Raw genomic sequence first — 15,502 nt, 5'->3', positions numbered from 1 at the left:
TCCTATACGATGGGGTCGTGTACGGTGACTAATTTGGTGCCATCCGGGAAGGTCGCCTCCACCTGCACCTCGGTCAAAATCTCGGCGATGCCGTCCATCACATCGTCGATGCTTAATAACGTTCGACCATAAGCCATCAACTCGGCCACGGTCTGGCCGTCGCGGGCGCCTTCCATGATCGCTGCGGAGATATAGGCCACGGCTTCCGGGTAGTTGAGTTTCAAGCCTCTGGCTTTGCGGCGCTCGGCGAGGAGGGCGGCAGTGAAGAGGAGGAGTTTGTCTTTTTCTCTTGGGGTTAATTGCATAGTCGTTTCTTTAATGTGACGTTTTCGTAGGGTGGGCGAGCTTTATCGTACCCACGCGTTTTTCCAATTTGCAGTCGCCAACCGTCGGCGTTAAGCTATCGTACACTTTTTCGTACAATAGGAGCATCCATGGACGCCATCAGTTACAGCGCCGCTCGCGCCAATTTAGCAAAAACCATGGACAAGGTTTGCGCCGACCATGCCCCCATCATCATCACCCGAAAAAGCGAGTCCCCTGTGGTGATGCTGTCTCTGGAAGACTACCAAGCCATGGAGGAAACCGCCTATTTATTACGCTCGCCAGCCAACGCCCGCCGCTTGCTGGAATCCATCGCCGAGCTGGAATCCGGCCAAGGCACGGAGCGCGAATTAATCGAGTGAAAATCACTTTTTCCGCCGACGCCTGGGATAGCTATCTGTACTGGCAAACCACCGACAAGGCCATTCTTAAACGCATCAACCAATTGATCAAGGAAATCCAGCGCCAGCCGTTCGAGGGCATCGGCAAACCGGAACCTCTGAAACACGGTTTGTCCGGGTATTGGTCGCGGCGGATAAACGACGAGCATCGGATCGTTTATAAGGTTACCGGCGATAGTTTGTTGATTGCGCAGGTGCGGTTTCACTATGAGTATTGACCTTTAGGTTTTGTCGCAGGTTGTTCATTTTGTGTCGCTGCCGCGACGGTTGGTTTTAATGTCGGTTCGCGGACCGACAACCGAGATACTTTCTTTTGCGTGGCCAAAAGAAAGTATCCAAAGAAAAGGCCACCCCATGCCGCTTTGATCCTGCGCGCCGTCGGGTTTGAACGGGGTTTTCGGAAGGGCTATCCCTAGCCCTCCGAAAACGCGATGCATCCCTGCATCGCCCCTGCGGGCTATTCCGTTCAAACCCTCCGGTGCTCGGCGCGGCATCAGGGGAGAAAAACAATCCCGGAATTAAAAGTTTAAAAATAAAACTCAGTAGGTCCGATTAGCGAAGCGTAATCGGACGCATGTTCAGCATTTCAATCAACTTACAAATTCCTGCCAAAAATTATTTCTCTTCTGATGATTTTCAAATTTTAAATAATTTAAATTTCCATTCGTCCGATTACGCTTAGCAAATCGGATCTACGCAGGATTTTAGGCTACCAAAACAAGAAGGATCTATTTTGTTCATCTCATGATTGATGAAATATTCAACCTTAATATCTTCTTTGATATATCCTTCTACATCACCTGGAACTTCATGTGCGTTCAATTCTTTTGTATAATGAACAATTAAATTGGCTAAATCATTGAGTTGCTTTGGGCGCGAATCAAAAGACAAAATATTTTCCAATACAATATTAAATGCTAGTTCAAATTTCCAAGGGTCACTTATATAATTATTAGTAAAAAAATTATCATGTCTATGCCTTATATTTGTAAGAACAACCGCATCAACGTTTGAATAGTCCTTAGTGTTTGGATAAAACGATTCTTCAGTAAATAAACCTTGGGAGCCATATAGGGTATGCCAATAATGCTGTAAGCTATCTCCATCATCTCCGCAAATTACGACACAGTTTATGTCGTCTTTAGAATCTAAAGCCTTAAACTTTCTGGCGCTATCAAGCAATGCTTCTTTAATATTTTGATCTGAATTCTTAATGAGTGAAAAGTTAGAAAAGCCAGTAATCTTTGCTAATTTTTCAAAGTCCTTATTAATTTTTTCTATCTGCGAAAATCTTCCGTGAGTCCTTAGTGAGAGGCTCTTTTCGGTTGAGACAAAACCGTTGCCTTGCTTTGGGTTTGGACACTTCACTTCTATATTATATCTGGTGCCATTGTGAACAATTGAAACATCTACGTCCTTTTTGTTTTTTATACCTGGGTACTCATATGAAAAGGCTACACCATCTAATCGACAGAAATAGGCTGCTACTGATAACTCGCATGCATGCTGAAGATATTGATTTCGATCAGAGTTAGAGTTTTCACAAAGCTGAAGTTTTCTGCTTATTATTTGGTTATTTTTCTCGTTTTCTCCGGATTGGCTGGATACTATACCAATAGAATTATTCATGCTTTCTATATATTCTAAAGTACGTCTGTCGCTATTTTTTGAATTTAAAAAAGAATGGATTTCGGGGATATATTTCATATTGTTATTTATACAGCTCAAAGTATATGCTCATGGATTGAAGTATATCGTTCGCGACAGATGCGCCTCCTATCGTCGGCAGCATCCTACAATAGAATTTGAAACCCAAAATACAAATTTATCCAATAACTTTTCTTCGCGCGACGGGGTTAATTCCCTATGTCGCGCCGAGCACCGGAGGGTTTGGACGGATCAGCCCGCAGGGGAGCGGCAAGGATGCCGCTCGTTTTCGGAGGGCTATGGATAGCCCTTCCGAAAACCCCGTTCAAACCCTTCGGCGCGCAGGATACAAGCGGCATGGGGTGGCCTTTTCTTTGGATACTTTCTTTTGGCCACGCAAAAGAAAGTATCTCGGCTGTCGGGCCGAGACCCGACTTCAAATAAAATCCGTCGCGCTAGCGACACCAAATCCCCCTCACCCCAACCCTCTCCCGGAGGGCGAGGGAGCTAAACCCCGAGCAAATTCAAAACCTCATGTCGCCCAAATCCTCGGCGCACAAACCTCTTTCCCAACAACCTCCCCCCGCACCAATCCCCAAACCCTCTCAAAAAACCCCTTCAACAAATCCGCCCTAAGATCTAACCCCCGACAAATCAACAAACCCTCTATCAAAGTCACCCCGCGATTAGCCTCATCGCCAATCATTTCCTGCACCGCCGCCAATTGCAAAGGCGTAGCCGGATAAACAAACAGCGTCCCGCAGGCCGAGTGCCCGAACAAACCCCAGCGGGCTTGAAACGCCGCAGCATCCAGCCGCAAGCGTTCCAGGTAAAGCAAGTGCCCGGCGCGGCTGATACGCCAGTTCAATGTCGCAGAGCCATTCTCAAAGCCTTCGCCGGCGGCTGGGCGGCCCAAGGCCAATATTTCCCAGCCGATGAAGTGGGCCTGTTCGGCCAGATCGATATTCATGCTGGAATTTATTCGCGCACCTTCGTAAACGATGGTTTCTTGCGGCAGCCATTCCAGGCTGGCGTTTTCAGCAACTTTTAGGTTGACGGTTTGCCGCGCTTCGCCGCCGCCGCTACGATAAAACTTGCCGGCAGCGGGGGTGGTGATCAGGGCTTGGGCGTCGGCTTCGACATCGGCGTCAATGCTTAATTGATCGCCGGCCACGACGCCGCCGGGTGGATGCAGCAGGTACACATGGCAGACGCCGCCTTCCGGGTAGAAGGGGCGTTGCACGGTCAAGGGTCCACGATGCTCGCTTCTAGCCAAGACAGTTTTGTCGCCGCGTTGGCTAAAGCCCAGTCTTAACTCGGCCTCCCATGCCGCTAAGTCACTGGTGGCCTGGGGAATGGCCGAAGGGGCCAAGTATGTGGACATAGATTGTGCGGTGGGGTTATCAGTTTTTGGTTTTTGGCACGATCGCCGGTTTCTCCGACAAGTGCACTTGCTCAGATTTTTGGGCGTGCCGTTGCCGGGTGAGGTGCAATATAACTGGACCAAATACAAATCCCAAAATTAATCCGCCGATCAGCAAAGCGGGTAAATCGGGGATTTCGAAAAAGGGATGCAGGGCGGCGTGGGTCAATTGCATCAGGTTGCCGCCTTCCATCATGGCTTCGTAACTCGTATGCGCCTCGCTACGCATTGACCAAACCAATAACAACGCCCCGACAGCCAGCCAATATTGTTCGGATTTCATGATTATATCTCCGTCATCCTGCTGTGAATTTGAATGATGGGCGATGCCCGTCTTGTCGATTTGCGATTCTGCCCTCGTGATGCGTTGCGGGCTTGCTAAACCGTCAAATATCGCTTCACCATATCATCCGCCAATTCATTCATCGCCCCCACCGCCACATGCCTACCCCGGTCCATGATGCAAAACTGATTGGCCACCTTGCGAGCAAACGGCAGTTTTTGTTCGACCAGCAACACCGTCACGCCCAGTTCTTTATGGATACGGTCGATGGCTTGGTGAATCTCGCCGGTTTCCGGTTTGGGGCTTGGCGTGGGCACACCGCGCGATTTATTTAAGCGGATAATTACGTCGCCGATTTCGCTGACGATGTTGGGCTGGATGCCTTCGGTCGGTTCGTCCAAAATCAGCAAGCGCGGATTCAGCACCAAGGCGCGGCCAATCGCCAATTGCTGCTGCTGGCCGCCGGATAGATCGCCGCCGCGGCGTTTCAGCATTTGTTTTAACACCGGAAAAATCTCGAAAATGCTGTCTGGGACTTTTTTAATGCCGTGTTTGTGGGCGGCGCGCAGGCCGGTTTTCAGGTTTTCTTCCACGGTTAAAAGTGGAAAGATTTCCCGGCCCTGCGGCACGTAACCTATGCCCAGTTCGGCGCGGGATTCGGCTTTGGCTTTGGCCAGTTCTACGCCGTCGAATTGGATGCTGCCGTCGGCCACCGGCAGTAGGCCCATGATGGCTTTCAGTAGCGTGGTTTTGCCGACGCCGTTGCGGCCCATCAGGCAGACGCAAGCACCTGCCGGTACGCTTAAGTCCAGGTCCCATAAGGTGTGGCTGGCGCCGTAATATTGTTGCAGTGCGCTGATAGTTAACATTATCCCCCCAAGTAAACTTGAATCACGCGAGTATCGTTTTGGACTTCGTCCATGGTGCCTTCGGTGAGTACCGAGCCTTCATGCAGCACCGTGACTTTACGGGCAATGCTGCGGACGAATTCCATGTCGTGCTCGACGACAACGATGGAATGTTTGCCTTGCAGGGACAGCAATAGTTCGGCGGTGCGTTCCACTTCCTGATGGGTCATGCCGGCGATGGGTTCGTCGACCAGCATCACTTTCGGGTCTTGCATCAGCAGCATGCCGATTTCCAACCATTGCTTTTGGCCGTGCGACAGGGCGCCGGCCAGTTGCCGCTGTTGGGCGGGCAAGGCGATGGTTTGCAATACGTCCTCAATGCGGTCGCGCTGCTCGCCGTTGAGTTTATGAAACAAGGTTGGCCAGGTGCGCTTGTCGGTTTTTAAAGCTAGTTCCAGGTTTTCGAACACGGTCAAGGCGTCGAACACGCTGGGCTTTTGAAACTTCCGACAAATACCGGCCTGGGCGATGGCCGGTTCGTCCAATTCCAGCAAATCGATGGTCTGGCCGAAAAACACCGAGCCGCTGTCTGGCTTGGTTTTGCCGGTGATGACGTCCATCAGCGTGGTCTTGCCGGCGCCGTTGGGGCCGATCAGGCAACGTAGTTCGCCGTCGTCGATGTACAACGACAAATGGTTCAGCGCGCGGAAGCCGTCAAAGCTGACGCTGACGTCTTCCATGTACAGAATCGGGCCGTGGCGGGCGTCGACCTCGCCGTCCAAGGGCAGGCTGGCGCCGCCTTCGGTGGTTGTTGCAGCCGAGATCATCATGCCGGTTGTCCTCCGGTAGCGTTAAGGGTGGATTCGGGTTTAGGTTTGGCGCGGCGGCGCAGCAGGCCGACGATGCCGTCGGGCATTAACAAGGTCACCAGAATGAAGGCGCCGCCCAGGCAGAACAGCCAGGCGTCCGGCATCAGGCCGGTCAACACGGTTTTGGCGTAATTGACCAGCACCGCGCCGATGATGGCACCGTACAAAGTGCCGCGTCCGCCGACCGCGACCCAGATGACGATTTCCAACGAATTGAGCGGCGAGAATTCGCTGGGGTTGATGATGCCGACCTGCGGCACGTAAAGCGCACCGGCCAAGCCGGCAAGCATCGCCGCGAACACGAACACCCAGAGTTTGAACAGTTCCACCCGGTAACCCAGGAAGCGTACCCGTGATTCCTGATCGCGAACCGCCGTGACTACCCGGCCCAGTTTGCTGTTGACGATCCAGCGGCACAGTAGCAGGGCGCTGATCAGGCTGAGGCCGGTCATCAGTAATAAGACGGAGCGGACCGCCTCGGATTGAATGTTAAAGCCGAGGATGTCTTTGAAATCAGTGAGGCCGTTATTGCCGCCGAAGCCCATTTCGTTGCGGAAGAAGGCCAGCAACAAGGCGTAGGTCAAAGCCTGGGTGATGATGGACAAATAAACGCCGGTCACCCGCGAGCGAAACGCCAGCCAGCCGAACACGAAGGCCAGCAAGCCGGGCGCGACGAATACCATCAAGATCGCGAAACCGAAGTTCTCGAAGCCGTACCAGTACCAGGGTAGCTCGGTCCAGTTCAGGAACACCATAAAATCGGGCAATTCAGCGTTGCCGTACACGCCTCGCGTGCCGATCTGCCGCATCAGATACATGCCCATTGCATAGCCACCCAAGGCGAAGAAGGCGCCTTGGCCGAGGACCAGAATCCCGGCGTAGCCCCAGACCATATCGAGCGATAAGCCGAGCAGGGCGAAGGTTAGGTATTTGCCGATTAGCGAGACTGAGTAGGCCGAAAAGTGCAGGGCCGAGTCTTCGGCGAAGATTAGGTTGCAGAGGGGGATTAATAGGGTTACCGATGCTAACGCGGTTAGGACGGTGGTGTAGGTTTTGTCTTGGCTTAGGTTGATTAGTTTCATACCGTCTTCCGTTTTAGTGTGTCGCTATCGCGACGGTTTTTTTAATGCCGGTTCGCGGACCGGCGACCGCGATACTTTTCTTTGCTTGTCCAAAGAAAAGTATCCAAAAGAAACGACACCCGGATGCCGCTTATATCCTGCGCGCCGAAGTTTTTATCGAGGGTCGGCAGAAGGGGCTTCCCAGCCCCTCCGCCGACGTGCGGCATCCATGCCGCACCCCTTCGGGCAATTCTCGATAAAAACTCCGGTGCTCGGCGCGGCATACGGGGTTGAAACCATCAGCCTCCAGAAATAGCGTAGGGTGGGCAACTTTGCCCACCGTTGGCGGTTGGTTCCGCGTGGGCACTCAATCGTGCCCACCCTACGACTACCGAAAAGATAAAACGTAAAAAAGTCAAGGGTGGAAACATTTCCAGCCTGTTTTGTATTAGTCACTGCCTTCATAATTTTTACAAATTCAATGCGAAGCTCTTCACATACGCTGTCGTGATAATTAAAAGCATTCTTTGTATCGGTATTAAACGGCTTTAATCCCGCATGAGAGGTCGCTGAGATAAATTGCTTGTTAACGCCTAGCCTCGCAAACTGCCAACGGATTCTTTGAAAAATTGTAGGAATTTGATCATGTCAAAAAACTTCATACTTAAATTGTTAATAGTGGCTCCACCAGTTATTCATGCAATTACTGAATTGTTGAAAGCTATCCATACATTTATGGGTTAAACAAAATGACAATCTTTATTTTCAGTAAGTGTACAAACCTGCCATTTCCGTCAGACGGTAACGGTGGGACGTTTTTGTCCCCCTCTGCCGCGCCGAGCACCGGAGGGTTTGAACGGAATAGCCCGATAGGGGCGTCGCATGGATGCGGCGCGTTGCATGCAGGGGCTGGGAAGCCCCTTCAGGCAACCCCGTTCAAACCCGAGGAGCGCAGGAAGCAAGCGGCGGCGGGGTGGCCTTTTCTTTGGATACTTTCTTTTGGCCAAGCAAAAGAAAGTATCTCGGCTGTCGGGCCGAGACCCGACTTCAAAAACCACCGTCGCGTTAGCGACACCAACCAAATCCAAGCCCCAATCGCCGCAGCGCGGCAGGTTTGGGTTCCCACGCAGCGCATGGGAACCAGCAAACCCGGTCGGCAGTGACACAAAAATCAAGATTCCGCTGCCCTTCCTTTCTGCGGAAACAACCCCCGCGGCTTCTTCTGAATAAACAAAATAATGAACACCAACACCAGAATCTTCGCCAACACCGCCCCGGCATAAGGCTCCAACACCTTATTCGCAATCCCTAACGAAAACCCAGCGACCAAGGTGCCGAACAAATTTCCGACCCCGCCGAACACCACCACCATGAACGAATCCACAATATAGGCTTGGCCCAAGTTAGGCCCAACATTGGTGATCTGGCTCAAGGCCACGCCGGCCACACCGGCGATGCCGGAGCCCAAACCGAAGGTCATGGCGTCGACTCGCGAAGTCGGGATGCCCATCGCTCTTGCCATGCCACGATTTTGCGCGACGGCACGGACTTCCAGGCCAAGCTTGGTGCGTTTCAAAATTTGCAACAGCGCGGTAAACACCAGCAGGCAGAAGATCAGGATGTAAAAACGATTCCAGGTCAGCGACAGGAAGTCGTTGATTTGCCAGGAGCCGCTCATCCAATCCGGCGTGGCGACGCTGCGGTTCAGCGGCGAGAAGATCGAGCGCACGGCTTGTTGCAGGAATAAACTCACACCAAAAGTCGCCAACAAAGTCTCCAACGGCCGGCCGTACAGGAAGCGGATGATGCCGCGCTCGATGGCGATACCGACCAAGGCGGCAACCAAGAAAGCCATCGGTATCGATAGAATCAAGGCGGTGCCCAGGTTGTTGGGCATGATTTGTTGCATCACGTAAGTGGTGTAAGCGCCCAGCATCATCAGCTCGCCGTGGGCCATGTTGATGACGCCCATCACGCCAAAGGTAATCGCCAAACCAATCGCGGACAACACCAGCACCGCACCCAAGCTCAAGCCAAAGAACACGGTTTCGGCGGCGGCGTAGGCTTGCATGCGTTCGCGGATTTTGATTAGGGCCGCTTCGGCCAGATTGCGCACGTCGCTGTCGGCTTCCAGGAAATTGCCGTCGGCATCCTTATCGATAATGGCTTGCAACTTGTTGACCACGTCCTGGCTGTCCAAATCTTTTAACGCGCCGATAGCGGCGATGCGTTGGTCTTTTTCCGGGCTGTTGATGTCCTGCAATAGCAGCATCTTGTTGATGGCGGTTTTGATCTCGGCGTCGGTTTCGGTTGCCAGATGATCGCGCAGCAAAATTACCGCTTTGTCGTCTATATCATTGGCCAATGCTTGTACCGCGATCAGGCGCAGCACCGGGTCGGTATCGTTTAATTGCAATTGGGCGATGGTTTTGCGCAGCAGGCCACGCAGTTTGTTGTTTAAATTGATTTTGCCTACCGCGCCGCGTTCGACTTCTGCCAATGCCGCGCCGCTTAGCGGATCACTGAGTTGATAACCGGCAGTGCTTTCCTGGGCAAGGACCAGTTTGCCTTCGGCTTTGAAGTCGAACAGTTTACCGTCTTGCAGGGCTTGCAGTAGTTTCAGGTTATTGCTGTCGCTGCCCAGGGTTGCGATGGCTTGTTCGCGCTCGGCCATGCTGCCGGTGCGCAGTTGCTCCAAGGCACTGTCGGCGTCTTGGGCCATGGCGGGTTGCGCGGCCAGGAATATCATCGCCAGCAAATAGCCGGCAAGTTTTAGAAGCCGTTTAAAAACACCGCCGGCTCTAATTCCGGCTTGAGTAGAAGCTGTAGTCATCATGCTCAAGAAGCTGTCCTTGGGGGAACGGTTGGCCGGGCGCGAGCCGGGCGGCGTTTTTAAACGGGTTCTGAAACGGAGTGTGTGCATCGTCTGTCCTCTTTTGGGGGCGAGGCCCACGGCATCCTGCCGTGAACCTCGCGGGTAACATCCGCTGTTAATAGTTCTGTCCTGAACACTTTTTGGTTTTAGTGTTGTAGTTGCCGCAGCTGATCGGCGCGGTCCAGTCGGCGATGATCGGTTTGCTGTCAGGCAGGAAGTCCGACCAGGCGTCGCCATCCACCAGTTTGTTGGTTTGCCAGACGGTGACGAATTGGCCGTCGTCTTGAATTTCGCCGATCAATACCGGTTTGCTGATGTGATGGTTAGGCAGCATTTTCGACATGCCGCCGGTCAGATTGGGGTACTCGACGCCAATCAGCGCTTTTTGTACCGCGTCGGAATCCGTGGTGCCGGCTTTCTCGACTGCTTTCACCCACATGTTGAAACCGATGTAGTGCGCTTCCATCGGGTCGTTGGTGACGCGCTTAGGATTCTTGATGTAGTCCTTCCACTGTTGGATAAAGGCCGCATTTTTGGTGGTATCCACGCTCATGAAGTAGTTCCACGCTGCCAAGTGACCGACCAAGGGTTTGGTGTCCATGCCCGAGAGTTCTTCTTCGCCCACCGAGAAGGCGATGACCGGGATTTTTTCGGCGGAAATGCCTTGGTTGCCCAGTTCTTTATAGAACGGAATGTTGGCGTCGCCGTTGATGGTGGAAACCACGGCAGTTTTCTTGCCGGCCGAGCCGAATTTTTTGATGTCGGCGACGATACTTTGCCAATCGGAATGGCCGAATGGGGTGTAGTTGATCATGATGTCCGCCGGTTTAACCCCTTTGGATTTCAGATACGCTTCCAGGATTTTGTTGGTGGTGCGCGGATAGACGTAATCGGTACCGGCCAACACCCAACGTTGTACTTTCAGGTCGTTCATCAGGTAATCGACCGCCGGAATCGCTTGCTGGTTAGGCGCCGCGCCGGTGTAAAACACGTTTTTAGACGATTCTTCGCCCTCATACTGCACCGGGTAGAACAGGATGCTGTTCAACTCTTCGATCACCGGCAATACCGATTTCCGGGAAACCGAGGTCCAGCAACCGAAGATGGATGCCACTTTGTCCTTGGTGATCAGCTCGCGGGCTTTTTCCGCGAACAGCGGCCAGTTGGATGCCGGGTCGACCACCACCGCTTCCAGCTTCTTGCCTAGCAGGCCACCTTTTTTGTTTTGCTCGTCGATCAACATCAACATGGTGTCTTTCAGCGTGGTTTCGCTGATGGCCATCGTGCCGGATAGCGAGTGCAGTACGCCGACTTTGATGGTGTCTTCGGCATTGGCTGCCTGGCCGCCGATCAGCAGCGACGAAAGCGCCGCCCCCAGTGCCAGTTTACGGAATGTGTTACGCATTAATTTCATCTTGATAGCCCTCTGTTATTAGTATTTTAGATTTGCCATTGGAAGCCGACCATAACTTGGCTGGCGTTCTCGCCGGTGACGTTTGATCTGTAATCCAGGAGGCCCTTGGTCAACAAATCACCGTATTGGTAGGACGCAAAAATTTTCGCATTATGGCCGTCGATGACGTAGTTGACGCCGCCTTCGTAGACTTCACGACTGGCGCTGGTGCTGGGTTCGACGTTGACATAACGCAGGTAAGGCTGGAATTGGCCGATACCGACTTTTTGCGGGAATAAATACATGCCGCTAACGTCGTACGCATTGCCTTCAAACATCGCAAAAACGCCATTGGAAAACGGCGCCACCGCATCACGTTGGGCCTGGCCAAAACCATTCGATAGACCATAGTTTTTGTACTCGCCGTTAAATGTCACGACGCCGCCGCCAGGTAATACTTTTTCCATTAACAAGTCTACGGTGGTGCCGCGGAAATTGGCGGGGTTGGCTGCTGTGCCGGCACCGTCTTCTTGATACTGGTTAGCTACACCGACGGTCAGGATGTCGCCGCCTTTGCCGTGGTAGGTACCCGAGGTGTAATAGCCGGGGTTTTTCTCAACTTCCCAAAAGTTATAGGCCACGCGTTGCGCATAGAGAATGTTGTCGTCGACGTTGGCGCCGCCTCTTAGACCACGGAAGAAACCGACAGAATATTGCAGTCGTCCGTCCAGAACCGCACCCCAGAAAGTGGCACCGTCGTCACGGCCAATAGAGCCGGCTGAAGTACCGTTGTTTTGGATAGTCAGGTTGTAATCAGACGGTTGGAAAGGGGTGCCAGCAGAGAAGATGTTGTAAACCGCACTGTAGAAAGGACCGTTCAACTCCCGGCGTTCGGCGGGTACCAGCATCCGGCCTACCCATAAGTTGGCGTAAGGGGTGATTTCGAATTTACCCACCGCGTCCAGCACATGTATCTCGCCGCCGCTGCCGCACATCGGACATTCGGTGTTGAACTCGACTTTTAGATATTTATGAATTTGACCATTCAAATACAAACGAATGTTGTCCAGATTGAAGTTGTTGCTCCATTTGTCGCCGTTAGCGCCCGCTCCACTTTCCTGGGCCCGGAAGCTGGAACGTAAACCCGCACCGACGCTGATCCATTTGGTGTCGTCGATTTTAAACGTGGCACCTGCCTGGCTCTCCGCAGCGTAGCCTATGGCCAGTGCGGCGATCGCAGAGCTGAGGAAGAGTCGCGTGTTCAGCGAGCTTGCAGGATGTTCAATATAAGCTTTCATGTAAAGTCCCCTAGTCTAAAAGCACAAATGATTAAGCATGCCCGGACGAGCGATGCGGCAGAATCTAGCGAGGACGATTGTTAAATTTGTGGCGATTTTCAACAATCCGTCAGATGACTCATCAGTCATTTGACGTATGGCTGCCTACAACGAGTTTTAATCTGATTAAGCTATTGATTAAAAATGGTTAATCTTAGGTTTGGCGGAATGGCTACGTGTGAAATACCGTGGGTGGAATTGTCAGAAAACGGCGCCGATACGGCTAGATTGGGCCTAAAAAATCGGTTTTGCTGAGCCTGAATTTGTCAAAGCAGAGCGGATTTCTGTTTCAGCGTGAGCGGCTTGAATCAGAAAATAGGCCGGGATGGCCGCTGATAGTTTTGGTGTTCACAAAACCATCAGGGCAGATGGGAGCGTTTGGGGAGAGAAGTCGGCGCGGGTTTAGCTACTAAACCGATAAATAGCCTTTAATCTTGGCGGCGTCGACGTCGCCGCGTTTGTCTTCATGAATAAATTTACCTTTGTCGATCACAATGATGCGGTCGGCCACTTCCATGGTAAAGCTCAGCACTTGTTCGGAAACGATGATGGTGATTTCGCGCATTTTGCGGATTTCATTCAGCACTTTTGCTATGTCTTTAATAATCGAGGGCTGAATGCCTTCGGTGGGCTCATCCAGTAGCAGCACTTTGGGGTTGGTGACCAAAGCCCGGGCAATCGCCAACTGTTGCTGTTGGCCGCCGGACAGATTGCCGCCTTTGCGTTTGCGCATATCGTACAGCACGGGAAATAGGGCATAGATGTCGTCCGGGATTTCCCGAAATTTGGAGCTTTCCAGGCCGGTTTCGATATTTTCTTGCACGGTCATGGTCGAGAAAATCATCCGACCTTGTGGCACATAGGCCAAACCTTTGGCGACTCGTTGATAGGTGTCCACGCCGTTCAGGTTTTCCCCGTCGACGGTGGCCTTGGCGGCTTTGCTGGGCAAGATGCCCATCAAGGATTTGAACAGGGTGGTTTTGCCCATGCCATTACGGCCCATGATCGCCAGGGTCTCGTTTTTTTCTGCGGTAAAGCTCAAGCCGTGTATGACTTGGCTTTGCCCGTAACTGACTTGCAGATCCGAAATTTCAAACATTGTCTATTTCCTCTTGTTAGGTGCTGGCAGTGCGGATGGCGTTAGCTTAGTGGCCCAAATAAACCTCAATCACTTTTTCGTCGGCCTGTACTTTCTCCATCGATCCTTCCGCCAGGATTTTGCCCTGATGCAGTACCGTCACTTTATGCGCGATCTTTTTTACGAATTCCATGTCATGCTCGATCACCAATACCGAGCGGTTTTTGCAAATTCGATTCAATAAGTCGGCGGTTTGATCGCGTTCCTTGGCGCTCATGCCCGCTACCGGTTCGTCGAGCATCAATAACTCCGGGTCTTGCATCAACAGCATGCCGATTTCCAACCATTGTTTTTGACCATGGCTGAGCAGGGCGGCTTCCATTTGCAATTGCTCGGTCAACAGCACTTCAGCGGCGATTTTATGCACTTGCTCGACGACTTCTGGAGTGCGTTTGAAAGTCAGGCTGCCCCACACCGATCGGCCCACCGGATAGGACACTTCCAGGTTTTGATAAACCGTCAGGTTTTCGTAAATCGACGGGGTTTGAAACTTTCTGCCCACGCCGGCACGGACGATTTCGTGCTCCGGTAATTTGGTCAGTTCTTTGTTCTTAAACTTGATCGAGCCGGAAGTGGATTTGGTTTTGCCGCAGATGAGATCCAGCACCGTGGTTTTGCCGGCGCCGTTGGGGCCGATGACCACCCGCAGTTCATTGCTGTCGATGTACATATTCAGGGCGTCAACCGCTTTGAAGCCATCGAAAGACACGGTCAGGTCTTCAATTGCCAGTACGAAATCAGGATTGCTCATGGTTTTTCTCCTACTAATTCGTCTGCTACCGCGGTTGATTTAGTGAATTTAGCAGTGAGTTTGGAAAATTTGCCGGCCAGATTGAACTTGCTTGCATAGTTTTCGTAGATGCCGGCCAAACCGTCGGGGAAGAACATCACCACCGCAATGAACAAACCGCCCATCAAAAACAGCCACAACTCCGGGTAGGTTTCGGAAAACATGGTTTTGCCAAAGTTCACCAACAGGGTGCCGTACACCGCGCCGATCAGGGACATTCGGCCGCCGACCGCGGCAAAGATCACCATCTCAATTGAAGGCACAATGCCGACAAAGCTGGGTGACATGAAACCCACTTGCAGCGTAAACATCGCTCCACCGATTGCCGAAATCATCGCGGCGATGCAAAAAATGAAGATTTTGAAATTGGAAACATCGTAACCGGAAAAGCGCACCCGCTCTTCCTTGTCGCGCATCGCTAGCAGCAGCATGCCAAACTTCGAGGTGAGAATGTAACGGGCCAGCAGCATGCAGGCGATCAACAGCCCGGCGTTGGTAAAATAGAGAATATATTTGGCGCTATCGGTTCTGATGTCCCAACCCAGCATGGTTTTCAGGTCGGTGATGCCGTTTACCCCGCCGGTATAGCCTTGCTGGCCGACGATCAGAATGCTCAAGATAAGGGCGATGGCTTGGGTGATGATGGCAAAGTAAACCCCGCCCACCCGGCGTTTGAACATCGCAAAGCCGATGATGAAGGCCAGTAAAGTGGGCACGATCAAAACCAACAGAATCGTCAGCGTCAGGCTTTTAAACGGTTCCCAAAACCAGGGTAGGGCGGTGAGCTGATTCCAGTCCATGAAATCGGGGATGCCGGGGGTGGTTTGGATTTTGGTGCTGATCGGATCGGAGGCTTCCAGCTTCAAAAACATCGCCATGCAATAGCCGCCCAAACCAAAAAACATGCCTTGGCCCAAACTCAAGATGCCGCCGTTACCCCAGAGTAGCACCAAGCTGATGGCCACAAAGGCGTAGGTGACGTATTTGCCGATCAAGCCCAGCCGGAACAGGTCCAACCACAGCGGGAAGATGACAAACAGCAGCAGAGACAATATCGCCAGCCCAATCGCCCCCTGTTTGCCGCCTAATAATTTCTCTGATAGTAGCTTCATG

The 15,502-nt window shown here is 52.3% G+C and carries 15 protein-coding genes; 2 read left to right on the top strand and 13 right to left on the bottom strand.

Annotated elements, in window-relative coordinates; translation table 11 throughout:
- Positions 1 to 2 precede the first annotated feature (2 nt).
- Positions 3 to 305 carry an urease subunit gamma gene (gene ureA / locus ACWAU0_RS00475; protein WP_033158912.1) on the bottom strand — a complete coding sequence of 101 codons (303 nt, stop codon included), beginning with the start codon at positions 303 to 305 and terminating at the stop codon, positions 3 to 5.
- 129 nt (positions 306 to 434) lie between these two features.
- Here ureA and ACWAU0_RS00470 point away from each other — a divergent pair, with 129 nt between their 5' ends.
- A complete protein-coding gene (locus ACWAU0_RS00470) occupies positions 435 to 686 on the top strand; it encodes a type II toxin-antitoxin system Phd/YefM family antitoxin (RefSeq protein ID WP_071155240.1) in 252 nt (83 codons plus the stop codon).
- Complete coding sequence (locus ACWAU0_RS00465; RefSeq protein WP_458138026.1) at positions 683 to 943, top strand: Txe/YoeB family addiction module toxin; 261 nt, start codon at positions 683 to 685, stop codon at positions 941 to 943. Before ACWAU0_RS00470 ends, ACWAU0_RS00465 begins: the two co-directional genes overlap by 4 nt.
- Before the next feature lie 460 nt (positions 944 to 1,403).
- Here ACWAU0_RS00465 and ACWAU0_RS00460 read toward each other — a convergent pair whose 3' ends face one another.
- The 12 genes from ACWAU0_RS00460 to urtC (ACWAU0_RS00405) form a co-directional block, all read right to left on the bottom strand.
- Positions 1,404 to 2,432: a hypothetical protein gene (locus tag ACWAU0_RS00460; RefSeq protein WP_458138025.1), complete on the bottom strand. Its 1,029-nt coding sequence runs from the start codon at positions 2,430 to 2,432 to the stop codon at positions 1,404 to 1,406.
- A 472-nt stretch (positions 2,433 to 2,904) separates the two neighbouring features.
- Positions 2,905 to 3,756 carry an urease accessory protein UreD gene (locus tag ACWAU0_RS00455; protein WP_458138024.1) on the bottom strand — a complete coding sequence of 284 codons (852 nt, stop codon included), beginning with the start codon at positions 3,754 to 3,756 and terminating at the stop codon, positions 2,905 to 2,907.
- 19 nt (positions 3,757 to 3,775) lie between these two features.
- Positions 3,776 to 4,078: a hypothetical protein gene (locus tag ACWAU0_RS00450; RefSeq protein WP_458138023.1), complete on the bottom strand. Its 303-nt coding sequence runs from the start codon at positions 4,076 to 4,078 to the stop codon at positions 3,776 to 3,778.
- 95 nt (positions 4,079 to 4,173) lie between these two features.
- Positions 4,174 to 4,947: an ABC transporter ATP-binding protein gene (locus ACWAU0_RS00445; RefSeq protein ID WP_458138022.1), complete on the bottom strand. Its 774-nt coding sequence runs from the start codon at positions 4,945 to 4,947 to the stop codon at positions 4,174 to 4,176.
- A complete protein-coding gene (gene urtD, locus ACWAU0_RS00440; protein WP_458138021.1) occupies positions 4,947 to 5,756 on the bottom strand; it encodes an urea ABC transporter ATP-binding protein UrtD in 810 nt (269 codons plus the stop codon). Before urtD (ACWAU0_RS00440) ends, ACWAU0_RS00445 begins: the two co-directional genes overlap by 1 nt.
- Positions 5,753 to 6,877, bottom strand: coding sequence for an urea ABC transporter permease subunit UrtC (urtC, locus tag ACWAU0_RS00435; RefSeq protein WP_458138020.1), 1,125 nt, complete (start codon positions 6,875 to 6,877; stop codon positions 5,753 to 5,755). Before urtC (ACWAU0_RS00435) ends, urtD (ACWAU0_RS00440) begins: the two co-directional genes overlap by 4 nt.
- 1,150 nt (positions 6,878 to 8,027) lie before the next feature.
- The gene (gene urtB, locus ACWAU0_RS00430) at positions 8,028 to 9,779 is read right to left on the bottom strand and encodes an urea ABC transporter permease subunit UrtB (protein ID WP_503428538.1); all 1,752 of its coding nucleotides are present in this window, start codon (positions 9,777 to 9,779) and stop codon (positions 8,028 to 8,030) included.
- 67 nt (positions 9,780 to 9,846) lie between these two features.
- Positions 9,847 to 11,145, bottom strand: coding sequence for an urea ABC transporter substrate-binding protein (gene urtA / locus ACWAU0_RS00425; protein WP_319962504.1), 1,299 nt, complete (start codon positions 11,143 to 11,145; stop codon positions 9,847 to 9,849).
- A 26-nt stretch (positions 11,146 to 11,171) separates the two neighbouring features.
- Entirely contained in the window at positions 11,172 to 12,422 is a 1,251-nt protein-coding gene (locus tag ACWAU0_RS00420) for a putative porin (RefSeq protein ID WP_458138019.1), read from the bottom strand.
- 448 nt (positions 12,423 to 12,870) lie between these two features.
- Positions 12,871 to 13,560, bottom strand: a complete 690-nt coding sequence (urtE, locus tag ACWAU0_RS00415) for an urea ABC transporter ATP-binding subunit UrtE (protein WP_445366519.1) — start codon at positions 13,558 to 13,560, stop codon at positions 12,871 to 12,873.
- Between the two features lie 46 nt (positions 13,561 to 13,606).
- Positions 13,607 to 14,350 carry an urea ABC transporter ATP-binding protein UrtD gene (urtD, locus tag ACWAU0_RS00410; RefSeq protein WP_319962507.1) on the bottom strand — a complete coding sequence of 248 codons (744 nt, stop codon included), beginning with the start codon at positions 14,348 to 14,350 and terminating at the stop codon, positions 13,607 to 13,609.
- Entirely contained in the window at positions 14,347 to 15,501 is a 1,155-nt protein-coding gene (urtC, locus tag ACWAU0_RS00405; RefSeq protein WP_458138018.1) for an urea ABC transporter permease subunit UrtC, read from the bottom strand. The genes urtD (ACWAU0_RS00410) and urtC (ACWAU0_RS00405) overlap by 4 nt, the downstream gene beginning before the upstream one ends.
- Between the last annotated feature and the right edge of the window lies 1 nt (position 15,502).

The sequence above is a fragment of the Methylomonas sp. Uni0009 genome (assembly GCF_054188105.3).
The sequence above is the reverse complement of the archived record's forward strand: the minus strand, read 5'-3'. Positions and strand labels throughout refer to the sequence as shown.